The sequence below is a fragment of the Prodigiosinella aquatilis genome, from assembly GCA_030388725.1.
GTDB classification, from domain to species: Bacteria; Pseudomonadota; Gammaproteobacteria; order Enterobacterales; family Enterobacteriaceae; genus Prodigiosinella; species Prodigiosinella aquatilis.
On record CP128857.1, the window covers coordinates 1,295,911 to 1,307,732 of the forward strand.

Annotated in this window: 10 protein-coding genes and 2 pseudogenes; 7 read left to right on the plus strand and 5 right to left on the minus strand. The window is 49.0% G+C overall.

Features of this window, described 5'->3' with window-relative positions; genetic code table 11:
- Window positions 1–37: 37 nt before the first annotated feature.
- Window positions 38–2,599, minus strand: coding sequence for a DNA mismatch repair protein MutS (gene mutS / locus PCO85_06115; protein ID WJV54996.1), 2,562 nt, complete (start codon window positions 2,597–2,599; stop codon window positions 38–40).
- A gap of 196 nt (window positions 2,600–2,795) precedes the next feature.
- On the opposite strand from mutS, the pseudogene PCO85_06120 reads away from it, so the two are divergent.
- Window positions 2,796–3,043, plus strand: a pseudogene (locus tag PCO85_06120) (integrase).
- 144 nt (window positions 3,044–3,187) lie between these two features.
- Here the strand turns inward: PCO85_06120 and nfsB are convergent.
- Entirely contained in the window at window positions 3,188–3,841 is a 654-nt protein-coding gene (nfsB, locus tag PCO85_06125; protein ID WJV54997.1) for an oxygen-insensitive NAD(P)H nitroreductase, read from the minus strand.
- Between the two features lie 544 nt (window positions 3,842–4,385).
- On the opposite strand from nfsB, the pseudogene PCO85_06130 reads away from it, so the two are divergent.
- Window positions 4,386–4,830, plus strand: a pseudogene (locus PCO85_06130) (SAM-dependent methyltransferase).
- Window positions 4,831–4,862: 32 nt separating this feature from the next.
- Here the strand turns inward: PCO85_06130 and PCO85_06135 are convergent.
- Both PCO85_06135 and PCO85_06140 read right to left on the minus strand, forming a co-directional pair.
- Window positions 4,863–5,327, minus strand: coding sequence for a DUF1456 family protein (locus PCO85_06135; protein WJV54998.1), 465 nt, complete (start codon window positions 5,325–5,327; stop codon window positions 4,863–4,865).
- A 232-nt stretch (window positions 5,328–5,559) separates the two neighbouring features.
- The gene (locus PCO85_06140) at window positions 5,560–7,455 is read right to left on the minus strand and encodes a methyl-accepting chemotaxis protein (GenBank protein WJV54999.1); all 1,896 of its coding nucleotides are present in this window, start codon (window positions 7,453–7,455) and stop codon (window positions 5,560–5,562) included.
- Between the two features lie 214 nt (window positions 7,456–7,669).
- Here PCO85_06140 and PCO85_06145 point away from each other — a divergent pair, with 214 nt between their 5' ends.
- From PCO85_06145 to PCO85_06160, 4 genes are all read left to right on the plus strand, one after another.
- Window positions 7,670–7,858 (plus strand): hypothetical protein, encoded by a 189-nt coding sequence (locus tag PCO85_06145; GenBank protein ID WJV55000.1) that lies wholly within the window; start codon window positions 7,670–7,672, stop codon window positions 7,856–7,858.
- Between the two features lie 343 nt (window positions 7,859–8,201).
- Complete coding sequence (locus PCO85_06150) at window positions 8,202–8,645, plus strand: PaaI family thioesterase (protein WJV55001.1); 444 nt, start codon at window positions 8,202–8,204, stop codon at window positions 8,643–8,645.
- Window positions 8,646–8,821: 176 nt separating this feature from the next.
- Window positions 8,822–9,799 (plus strand): ferritin family protein, encoded by a 978-nt coding sequence (locus PCO85_06155; protein WJV55002.1) that lies wholly within the window; start codon window positions 8,822–8,824, stop codon window positions 9,797–9,799.
- Between the two features lie 185 nt (window positions 9,800–9,984).
- Window positions 9,985–10,326, plus strand: coding sequence for a zinc ribbon domain-containing protein YjdM (locus PCO85_06160; protein WJV55003.1), 342 nt, complete (start codon window positions 9,985–9,987; stop codon window positions 10,324–10,326).
- A 102-nt stretch (window positions 10,327–10,428) separates the two neighbouring features.
- Here the strand turns inward: PCO85_06160 and PCO85_06165 are convergent, their stop codons facing one another.
- Window positions 10,429–11,340 carry a LysR family transcriptional regulator gene (locus PCO85_06165; protein WJV55004.1) on the minus strand — a complete coding sequence of 304 codons (912 nt, stop codon included), beginning with the start codon at window positions 11,338–11,340 and terminating at the stop codon, window positions 10,429–10,431.
- Window positions 11,341–11,486: 146 nt separating this feature from the next.
- Here PCO85_06165 and PCO85_06170 point away from each other — a divergent pair, with 146 nt between their 5' ends.
- A complete protein-coding gene (locus PCO85_06170) occupies window positions 11,487–11,810 on the plus strand; it encodes an argininosuccinate synthase (protein WJV55005.1) in 324 nt (107 codons plus the stop codon).
- The last annotated feature ends 12 nt before the right edge of the window (window positions 11,811–11,822 follow it).

Consider the following 11,822-nt stretch of genomic DNA (forward strand, 5'->3'; position numbering starts at 1 on the left):
GCCCTTACTATATAATATCCTTTCTGACCTCAACGGATTACAGCATCGTCTTCAGGCGGTACAACCAATCTAGTGCCTGACGTGGTGTGAGAGTATCTGGGTCGATAGACTCAAGGGCTTCCAGTGCTGGTGAAGGCTCCTCTTCGGGGCTGAGCAGTGTTAACTGCGACCCGTCAACATGGCTGGCGGACGCGTTATTGGAAAGTGACTCCAGTTCTTTCAGTTTTTGTCGCGCCCGTTTGATGACTTCTTTAGGCACGCCAGCCAGGGCGGCGACTGCCAGACCGTAGCTTTTACTGGCCGCACCTTCCTGAACACTGTGCATGAAGACAATCGTGTCGCCATGTTCCATGGCATCAAGATGGATGTTTACCACGCCTTCCATTTTTTCTGGCAGGGTCGTCAGCTCGAAATAGTGAGTCGCGAACAGTGTCATGGCCTTGATTTTATTGGCGAGGTTTTCTGCACAGGACCATGCCAGAGAAAGCCCATCGTAGGTTGACGTACCCCGGCCAATTTCATCCATCAGTACCAAGCTGTTTTCTGTGGCATTGTGCAGAATATTGGCTGTTTCCGTCATTTCCACCATAAAGGTGGATCGACCGGAAGCCAGGTCGTCTGCGGCACCTACCCGGGTGAATATGCGATCCACCGGGCCGATGATGGCTTGCTCAGCAGGTACATAGCTGCCGATATGCGCCATCAGTACAATGAGTGCCGCCTGACGCATATAGGTACTTTTACCCCCCATGTTCGGGCCGGTTACGATTAACAGCCGACGCTGGGGAGAAAGCGAGAGTGGGTTGGAAATAAAAGGGTCGCTGAGTACCTGTTCCACCACCGGATGACGGCCGCCCACAATTTTGATGCCGGGTTTGTCGCTCAGCGTGGGGCACACATAGCTCAGCGTCTCGGCGCGTTCCGCTAGATTGGTCAGTACATCCAGTTCAGCCAGTGCACTGGCACTCTGTTGCAGTTCAGCCAGATGTGGCAGCAACAGATCGAACAGCTCGTCATACAGCATTTTTTCCAGCGACAGTGCTTTGCCCTTCGATGTCAGCACTTTGTCTTCATATTCCTTCAATTCGGGAATAATGTAACGCTCGGCATTTTTCAGTGTCTGGCGGCGGACATAGTGTATCGGCACCATATGGCTCTGACCGCGACTGACCTGAATGTAATAACCATGAACGCCGTTAAAACCGACTTTTAGCGTATCAATGCCCAGTTTTTCCCGTTCCCGGATTTCCAGCTTATCCAGATAATCGCTGGCGCCGTCTGCCAGCATGCGCCATTCATCCAGCTCGGCGTTATAACCGGTAGCAATGACGCCGCCATCACGCACCAACACCGGTGGGGCTTCTACCACGGCACGTTCCAGCAACGCTCTCAGTTCATCAAACTGACCAATTTGGCTCGCCAGATGATGCACATGGTCTGCATGAATCGAAGATAACTGCATATGAATTTCGGGCAGTTGTTGAAAAGCATGACGCATCCGGGCCAGATCGCGCGGGCGAGCTGTTCGAAGTGCCAGTCGTGCCAAAATCCGTTCGAGATCACCAACCTGACGTAAACAGGGTTGCAGTTCAGCGGTAATATTCTGTAGGTCAGCGATAGCGTGCTGTCGTTGGGTCAGGGTTTGGGTATTCCGACTGGGTACGTGCAACCAGCGTTTCAGCATGCGGCTGCCCATCGCAGTGACCGTATAATCGAGCACTGCTGCCAGTGTGTTTTCTATACCACCAGAAAGGTTTTGCGTCAGTTCAAGGTTGCGACATGTTGCTGCATCCATGATGATGCCGTCTTTCTGCCGTTCTATGGTGATGCTACGGATATGGGGGAGCGATGTCCGTTGCGTGTCTTTGGCATATTGCAACAGACAACCGGCGGCACGCAGCCCCAGTTTGGCTTGTTCGACGCCAAAGCCGGTCAGATCCTGGGTGCCAAATTGCAGATTCAATTGCTGGCGTGCGGTATCCAGTTCAAATTCCCACAATGGGCGACGGCGCAGGCCACGACGATGCTCGATGAGCGACATCGTCTCAAAGTTTTCCGGATAAAGCAGTTCAGCGGGATTAGTGCGCTGTAACTCCGCTACCATCGTTTCTTGATCCGTCGGCTCGGCCAGGCGAAAACGTCCGGAGCTGATATCCAGTGTGGCATAGCCGAAGCCACGGCTATCCTGCCAGATGGCAGCTAGCAGATTATCCTGCTTTTCCTGCAATAAGGCTTCATCGCTGATGGTGCCCGGTGTAACAATTCGGACCACCTTGCGTTCTACCGGACCTTTGCTGGTCGCTGGATCACCAATTTGCTCACAAATAGCCACGGACTCGCCTAACTGAACCAGTTTCGCCAGATAGTTTTCTATCGCGTGATAAGGAACACCCGCCATCGGGATCGGTTCACCCGCCGAAGCACCCCGCTTGGTCAGCGAAATATCCAGTAGTTGAGATGCCCGTTTGGCATCATCATAAAACAGCTCATAAAAGTCACCCATACGGTAAAACAGCAGTATTTCCGGGTGCTCAGCCTTCAGCTTTAAGTACTGCTGCATCATTGGCGTGTGTGAATCGAGGTTGTCGGTGGTTTTCATGCGGTTATGTTTTCTAGTCCATTGAATTTAAGGTTTATTGTGATTTTTGTTGTTCTCGTTTTGTATCACGAAATCTTGCTACCTGCATATTGGTGCTGTAAATGAAAATCATCTTATACAAATCAGCCAGTTGGTAATCATAACGGCACTGAGATGACAGGAAAACAAACCGTTATTATCCAAAACTATCGAAGTGATGAAACCGGCGGATGAAAATAAGGCCGATACCGCTGAAAACAGACGGTTAGGTGCACTTGTGGTACCACGGGTATTCAACCCTTCTCTTACCGCTATACTAGCCCAGCGGCCAACAAGCTGTCACAAGTAAAACGTGGAAGCTTCTCGCAAACCTCTTTGGCAATGGCACGTATGAGGTTGCAAGAACTCAAACTAATCAGAGCTGAAGGGCGCTGTTCGGCGTCTGAGCTGAAAGATGAGAAGCGACACTAATGCGTGGTACGGCTATATATTGGGGGAGAGGATCGAACGATCGAGTAGTCGTTGTTGGCGAGCGGACGGGTATCAATCAACCGAGAGTGTAGTCTCAGCATTGCATCGATTCCCGCCAGGTTGGGAACATACTTCGGTCTAGATAAAGGTGAAAATCTGCTCGCGTGGTAAGCGTGATTTAGGTAATACAGCATTGAAATCTTTGTCGCTTTTGACCCCCAGCGAGACCAGTACCACACTAGTCAGCCCTTGTTCACGCAGCCCCAGTTCAATATCCAGTGTGCGCTGGTCAAACCCTTCCATCGGCGTGGCGTCAATGCTTAATACTGCTGCTCCTAGAAGCAATCCCCCTAGTGCCAGGTAAACCTGTTTTTCCATCCACTGCGGCATATCCCGCAGTTCGTAGCGGTGAATGTCCACATAGGAACGACGACTCTTATCCTGTCCGGCTTTAGACCCTTCCGCGACAAAACGACCATCCTGTTCTTCCTGAGCCAGGATATTGTTCAAATGCTGTTCATCCATATCGGTATGCATACACAATGCAATAACATGCGATGCATTCAATACTTTAGGTTCGTTATACGCGAACGCACCGGCGGTCGATTTTGCGATGGCCGCCCGCCCGTCTGCCGTTGATGCAACAACAAAATGCCAGGGCTGAGAATTCACAGAAGAAGGACTGTTGCGCAGTACACTAAGCAGGGATTCAATCTGGGATTCCGGCAGCGTTTTATCTGAGTCAAACGCCTTGACAGTATGGCGGTTAATGACGGCTTCATTCAGTGTCATTTTTCTCTCCTCTCGCATTGTTGACATTAATGGGGTGGTGTTGATGTCGTGTTGATCAGGACATAAAGGTAACCATCTTATTGAATAAGATGATGTCCACCGTGTCTCTCTGTCAACCACTGAAGTAACGCCTTCTTTGGCTAGCGAATAGCTGTCCGTTATTATCACTCCCATCCCGTTATGAACGGCAATGGTCATAGGCGGCGCTGGTAGTGGATATCAATCTCTGGCTAACTGGTGTGTTAATTGCATTACCTGATTGATGATTTTTCGGGAGAAACGATGATGGTGGCAGACTCTTCCACAACGATTCGATTTTTACTTGCTTCGCGCCAGTGATTTTGAGCGTCTGCGCCGTCTCGCCTGTACGCGCAGTAGCACGGAGAAATTGCCGGAAGAGGGTAGCCTGCAGTGGTTTGCTATCGCCACGCAGCGCATTGATGAAATGAAACAGGTGGAAGATCATCTGGAACTGACGTTGATGCAGCTTTGTCGCACCCGCATCGCTGCTGCGGAACAGGCTTGCAGTGAGCAAATGGCAGATATTGTGTGCCATGTGATTCCCGGAATCACGGCGGCGACCGGTTGTGCGGCGGCAGTCGGACTGCCATTAACGCATCGGGCTTGCGCGCAGTCGGTACGCTTTGCGGCTGGGCACTCACGAGATGGTGAGCCGCAACTGGACTGGCCGACTTTAGTGGATGGGCAACAAACGCTGGTGTTTTTCATGGGATTAAGCCACAGCAACCGCTTATGTCAGCGTTTGATCGAATATGGGTTGTCTGCACAGACGCCAGTGGCGGTTATTGAGCGCGGCACTCAGCCGGAACAGCGATTGTTAACCGCCGACATTACCGGAATTGCTGGCGTGTTATCAACCACAGTCACCCAGCCTGCTGGTGGTCGGCGAGGTAGTGGAATTCTGCCGTCACCCGGCATTGACGGTCGCGGCGTTACCGATGTCGATTATGGCACCGGTAGCAGCCTGATGCCGACAGTAGGCAGAATATCACAAGGATGCTCAACGCTGACGAACTCGAGCGGTTAATCCTTTTAGAAAGTAGCGTAGAATTTGATCACCGCAGGCGCGGTAATTTTTATGATCCGGTGAACGCATTATGGCTGTCAGCTCTGGCTGAGAGACCTTGAAATCCTGGGTGGCCAGTATTTCCTGAATATCTGTGGTTTTCAGCGAAAATGCGATGCGCAGTTTTTTCAGGATGATGTTATTGGTGACTCTACGCTCGACTTGCAGTGCGGGCTGGTTTTCGTCTTTGCCGCGTTTTTGCAGAATCAACCCATTGAGAAAATAGCTCATCACAATATCAGGACACGGTTGGTAGCCGGTTTCATCCTCTTTTTTCACATAGCTTGCCAATTGCTGAAGAGGCACCGTCATTTCCGCTAGCGTCAGGATTGCCAGCAGATGATCGTTATTTAAATTCAGCATATAGCGCACGCTACGTAGCACGTCGTTATTCATCATTCCCGGTTTTTTCTCGCCATTCATCATCGTTATAGAGGGGTAGTATAAGGGAACAGTGAAAAAAATGCAGAGAGGAACTCAAGCTGACATCAGGCTGGTAATCTCAAGCAAGATAGTTCGGCTTACCGCTAACGTCAGATGGGGATATTCATCATATGTAATGGGAGAGTCCCGGTGGCGCGAGGAGGGACGAACCTGACTTTCGGTTCGTCCCTGGCGTGGCTGGTCAGAATCAGAGTTTGAAGCTTTGCACCACCAATTCGAGCTGCTCACTCTGTTCTTCCATCGCACGGGCGGCGGAAGAAACCTCTTCAACCAGTGCGGCGTTCTGTTGAGTGGTGCTATCCAGTTGGTTAATAGCCTGATTCACCTGTTCAATGCCCATGCTCTGCTCCCGGCTGGCGGACATGATTTCGCCTATTAGCGTCGTCACATTGTTCACCCCTTGCATCAACTCATCCATCGTTTGTCCTGCCTGCTCTACCAGGTTGCTACCTGCGTCAATGCTGGCAACAGACTCTTCAATCAATTTTTTGATTTCACGTGCCGAGTTGGCTGAGCGTTGTGCCAAACTGCGAACTTCTGATGCGACCACGGCAAATCCTCGACCTTGTTCGCCAGCACGGGCGGCTTCGACAGCGGCATTTAGCGCCAAAATATTGGTCTGGAAAGCGATGCTGTCGATGACGCTGATGATATCGACGACTTTGTGTGATGAAGTATTGATCTCACCCATGGTCGAAACCACCTGCTGTACCACCTGTGTTCCCCGTTCGGCGACCAGCGACGCTTCACTGGCCAGTTTGTTGGCATGGGTGGCATTGTCGGCATTTTGTTTGACCGTGCCGGTTAGCTCTTCCATGGAGGCCGCCGTTTGCACAATCGAACTGGCCTGTTCCTCAGTACGTGATGATAAGTCCATGTTACCGCGGGCAATCTGGCGTGACGCGGAGGTGATCGCCAGTGTACTGTCACCAACCTGATGCATCATATCCTGTAGATAGGCGATGAAATGGTTGAAGCTCTGGGAAACACTGTTGAATTCCGGGCTATTACTGACGGGAAGGCGCTGAGTCAGATCGGCACCGCTCGTTGAGAGCGATAGAATATTGTCGTTAAGGTTATTGAGGCGCTTCATCATCGTGCGGATAAAACCCAACAATACCAGAAGTAGAATAATGGCCAACGGGAGTTGAACGGCACCCAGACGTATCAGCATATCACTGGTTTGTGAAGTCAACTGGCTGGTAAGAACATCGCTGGCAAGATACCAGGGACTGCCGGCAATGGGTTGAACGAACAACGTATGGTTACCGTCTTCAGCGTCATATTGGCTTTGAATCGGTTCTTTACCGGCGTTTACCAACATGGCCCGCAGTGGTGCCGCCATTGGCAAGGTGAGCGTACTAAGATTTTCCAGTTTGGGCGCAGCGCCGACCAGTGCCGCATTACCCACCACTTTTCCATCAGCTTCAATAATCAGTACGCGACCGTTAATGGCGTCGCCCATTTTTTTCGCCAGGTTATTAAAAAAACCGAGCGTCACATCGATGGTGGCGACACCCCAGGCCTTGCCGTTGCGATAGATGCCCATCGCGCAGTTGGTTCGGGGCTGTGGGCTGGCTGCGTCCTGATACGCTTTCGCCCAGGCGCACACGCCTTTGGCGGCAGCCATACCATCTTTATACCAGGGTTGTTCGTAATACTTATCCGCTTCCGCCGAGTTCCAGTAGGTATTCACTTTGAGCTGGTTGTTGTCGTCTCGAGCGAAGAAGGTCGAAAACTTATCGCGTTCCGGATCACGCAGTTTCGGCAGCGGCCAGATACCGCCACCAAACACGTTGGTATCCTGATACTGATTGACCAGTGCTGGCAGTAAGGCATCAATGGATGCGCTGTCCATCACGCTGGCGGCTTCGGTAATACTGCGTTGCTGTGCTTGCACGCGGTTCATCTGTTCTATGATTGTGGTTGCAAGTGAGTCAACTTGATAGCGCACGAGGCGTTCTTCATTATCGGTCAACTGTGGCGCCACAAATTGCTTGATAACCACCACGGTCACAATGATCAGCAGGACGAAAAAACCGAGGATGGAGACAGTAAAGCGAGACTGTGTTGTTTTTAACATATGTCTACCACTTAAGCTGAAAAGCGTGATTGCCTGAATACAACCAACGGCATTCTAAAGATAAACTTGAGGTGATCATCTGCACACTTTTACAATGAAACTTAAAGGCTTTGTTACTTTCCACGGAGAGAGAATACGGAGAGTATCCGTGGTATTATCGGTAGGTGATTAAATATATCCATATGAATTATATATGTTTTAATCATGGGGCGTGATGAACTTCCCTGATTTGTCATCACTGCTGAGTGCACAGTTCGCCATTTACCCCCGAAAATTACCTCTTCTCTACATCAAGCTATATGGGGCATCCACGCCGTTGATTAATCATTTCGGTTTGCATGGGCAATTCTCCGATACTGAAGAGTGGTTAATGAGTCCGTTATTGGTCATAAAATATCGGTAAGATTAAATAATTACATAGGCAATAAATAAGGTTATTATGTGGCATATGCCATAAATGTAGCCGTCAGCCCAGACCCAATGTGCTTATTGACCAGAACGTTGGTGCCATTGATTGAAAGTAACGGCTGTTAGTTGAAATAAAATGAATTCAATTATTTTGATGTCAGGATTGTTCAGCATAGGAGCAATGCAATAAAAAACTGATTGAAACCATTGATGCTACTGTATGGATGGGCAGAGTGTGTCGTAGTAATTTATATGACTCGGACACGGATTATTGTGGATGAGTCCTCCAAACAGTAGCCTGGTTAAGGGGGGCTTCTTTTCCCCCATGGAGACACATTATGAATAGCTTATATACGGAAACGAAGAAGATTCATTCGCAATGTATCGCTTGTGGTGATCCATCCGCGGGGCAACTGGCTCTCGGGCTGGTGTTCCGTGAAATGGCCAATGGTGCGGTTACCACCGATTTTCTGGTGACACCTGAACACCAGGGTTATCCGGGATTATTGCACGGTGGTCTGATCTCGACGCTTCTGGATGCAACCATGACAAATTGCCTCTTTTCCCGGGGTATTCATGCTCTAACCGTAGAGTTATTGGTGCGATTTTCTACTCCAATACCAGTGGGTAGTTACCTGTCGATTACATCTTGGGTTTTATCGCAAAGAAAAAATATCTTTCGATTGGAATCTACTATCTGTTTTCGGGGAGAATTGAAGCAGTTGGCGCGGGCAACTGCAAAATTTATGGCGGTTCCCCAGGCATTTTTCTATCAACAATGAGCTCTTGATCGTTGTTGCCTGTAACAATGACATCTTTAATGGATTTGAATCAACATGTTGGTTTGCCTTGTTATTACCGAAAGCACCCATCTGCTGTCGGCAAGGGAAAGTAATTCTGAGACATCTTAAATTAACGTTACATTCTGTTATTTATTTTTGGTATTTAGGGGGTCAATGTGTGGTCTGGATTTGATAGACGGCGTCAGTTTTCCGAGCTTAATGAGCAAGAGGTCCTCTCACTGGCAATTTCCTCTGAAGAGGATGATGCCCGTATTTACCAGACGTACTCGGTACATGTGCAAGAGGACTATCCAGCGACGGCAGAAATGCTCCTGACGATGGCAAAGGAGGAGAACCGTCATCGCGAACGGCTGATATCTCTGCATCAGCGTCGATTTGGGAACATTATTCCGCTGATAAGACGCGAGCATATTGCCGGTTATTACAATCGTAAACCACTATGGTTGGTTCAAAATCTGGGTATTGCCCGGATTCGGGCAGAAGTCGCTGCAATGGAAGAGGCGGCACATCAGTTTTACATATTAGCCGCACAACGTACGAGTGACGCCGATACTCGGCGATTGCTCGGCGACCTGGCAGCAATGGAAGCCCGGCACACTGATCTCGTGGCGAGCCTGGAAAAAGAGATGCTGCCTGATGATGTGCGTTCGGAGGAGGATGCTCTCGCACATCGCCAGTTTATCCTGACCTGGGTACAACCGGGATTGGCAGGATTAATGGATGGTTCTGTTTCGACTCTGGCTCCGGTTTTCGCTACAGCGTTCGCAACACAGTCAACCTGGACCACTTTTTTAGTTGGTCTGGCCGCATCGATTGGTGCGGGGATATCTATGGGGTTTACGGAGGCGGCGGCTGATGACGGGACAATTTCCGGAAGGGGATCGCCGATCAAACGAGGATTGGCGGCTGGCGTGATGACGGCCCTGGGTGGCTTGGGTCATGCATTACCTTATCTTATCACTAATTTTTGGATGGCAACCAGCATCGCCTTTGTGATGGTATTCTGTGAATTATGGAGTATTGCCTGGATCCAAAAGCGCTACATGGAAACACCATTCTGGCGTGCTGCGTTGCAGGTCGTGTTGGGGGGTGCACTTGTTTTTGCCGCCGGGGTTTTGATCGGAAATGCTTAGCCAGCCTCGGTCAGGCGCGCTGATTTTCTCCTTTGATACGATGGTTGAGGCAATCGCGGTAATTTCATTGTAAAAGATGGCTACTCACCACGATGACAACAAGATAAAATAGTGGTGAGCAAATTCATTTTTATATGATTTTATACACTTTTTCTCTATTTTTTTATCTTTTTAGGAGTTTACCGATGCCTCAGTTACCGAGCTGCCCAAAATGTAATTCTGAATATACGTGGCAAGATGGCGAGTTATTCAATTGTCCGGAATGTGGTCATGTGTGGTCGGCAGACAGCAGCTCTGCTTCTCAGGACGAAGGCCTGATAGTCAAAGACGCGAATGGTAATTTGCTGGCGGATGGCGACACTGTGACAGTGATTAAAGACTTGAAAGTAAAGGGCAGTTCCTCGACATTGAAAATCGGGACGAAAGTCAGAGGCATTCGTCTGGTCGAAGGCGATCACAATATCGATTGCAAGATTGATGGGTTTGGCGCGATGAAGCTGAAATCTGAATTTGTGAAAAAAAGCTGATTAATGAAGCTTGCTACTGCCGGGCTTTCTGGCAGTAAACTCTCATAATGAACCCATCCGATGGAACGGCACCCACACTGCGAAAGGTTGTGGGTGCCGTTTTCACTGTGGCGAAGGGTTGCCGGTCTGTTTGCGGACTAAAATCTTTTCCGTCAGAAAATCGATGAGAACCCGGTATTTAGAGGGTAAATAGCGATTGGGATGATAAAGGATCCACGACATTCCGTAATAGGTTGTCATATAGTCCCACTGTGGTAGTACCTGAATAACTTGCTGTTTTTCAATTGCTTCTTGTACCGTGAAAAAAGGCAGGCAGCCAATGCCCAAATGGTTGAGGATGCCATCAAGCCGCGCTTTGCTATGGTTGGTGGCATAACGGCCTCTTACCGTTACTCTGCTTTGTTCTCCAGTGACGGTATTTTTAAATTTCCAGCAATTATCGCCAGGTGTTTCACCTAAATAAATACAACTGTGTTGCGTCAGATCAAGAGGATGCTGAGGCGTACCTTTTTCATCTAAATAAGTTTTTGTGGCACAAATAATATGATTAACGCGAATGAGTGGTCTTGCGGCCAGTCCGGCGGGAGGATCATCTGTAATTCTGATAATTAAATCAATGTCATCGCCAATCAAGTCAACCAGCCTGTCGGTCAGCATTAGCTGCACATCTACATGGGGATACAGCCGTAAAAACTCGGCAATGTGCGGTGTGATTAAATCACGGCCAAATGCTCTGGGGGCGCTGATTTTCACCAGCCCCTGAGGGCTGTTACAGAAGCGGTCTGCTATTTCCATCACATTTTTTGCTGACTCAATCATCTCACTACAGTAGGCATAAGCTTCCGTGCCAGCGGCGGTGAGTTTGAGCCGGCGCGTCGTGCGCTCCAGTAATTTTATTGACAACGCCTGTTCCAGGCTGGCTATCTGCCTGCTAACTGATGATGCCGTGGTGCCAAGTTGCTCGGCAGCGGCTGAAAAGCTGCCAGACTCAACGACCTGGACGAAAACAGCCATGTACGGCATTAAACCCATGTATTGATTTGTTCTCATAATGCAAAAGAGTTATTTGTTTATCACTATTATTCCACGTGGACGGATCAGCGATACTGACCAGGCAGCAAGTCATTATCATTACAATACACAGCTAAAAGGAAACGAAAATGACGCGTTCTCTGGAAGTGAGGAGTTTGGAAGATCTGTCTTTTATTGCTAAGCACACACAACATATTCTCACCTTATTTAGCGGCGGGGTAGATAGTAGCTATCTTCTTTACAAGCTATCGCAGTATGGCTGTAAAGTCACGGCATTAACTATTGATCTTGGCGATGGTGTTGTCAGCGAGGATTTACAATATATTGCGGAATTCTTTGGTGTCAGATTAAAAGTCATTGATGCTCGTGAACGATTTATTGAGCAAGCGATTATTCCGGCAATTCAAAGTAATGTAAATTTTCAGAGTATAAAGTTTTTAGGATATATGTAGAGGAAATATTGT

Bases quoted from the DNA above. Each gene is read 5' to 3' on its own strand.
- mutS (WJV54996.1), bottom strand. From the start codon at position 2,599: ATGAAAACCACCGACAACCTCGATTCACACACGCCAATGATGCAGCAG.
- PCO85_06135 (WJV54998.1), bottom strand. From the start codon at position 5,327: ATGATGAATAACGACGTGCTACGTAGCGTGCGCTATATGCTGAATTTA.
- PCO85_06160 (WJV55003.1), top strand. From the start codon at position 9,985: ATGCCTCAGTTACCGAGCTGCCCAAAATGTAATTCTGAATATACGTGG.
- PCO85_06150 (WJV55001.1), top strand. From the start codon at position 8,202: ATGAATAGCTTATATACGGAAACGAAGAAGATTCATTCGCAATGTATC.
- PCO85_06165 (WJV55004.1), bottom strand. From the start codon at position 11,340: ATGGCTGTTTTCGTCCAGGTCGTTGAGTCTGGCAGCTTTTCAGCCGCT.
- nfsB (WJV54997.1), bottom strand. From the start codon at position 3,841: ATGACACTGAATGAAGCCGTCATTAACCGCCATACTGTCAAGGCGTTT.
- PCO85_06170 (WJV55005.1), top strand. From the start codon at position 11,487: ATGACGCGTTCTCTGGAAGTGAGGAGTTTGGAAGATCTGTCTTTTATT.
- PCO85_06145 (WJV55000.1), top strand. From the start codon at position 7,670: ATGAACTTCCCTGATTTGTCATCACTGCTGAGTGCACAGTTCGCCATT.
- PCO85_06140 (WJV54999.1), bottom strand. From the start codon at position 7,455: ATGTTAAAAACAACACAGTCTCGCTTTACTGTCTCCATCCTCGGTTTT.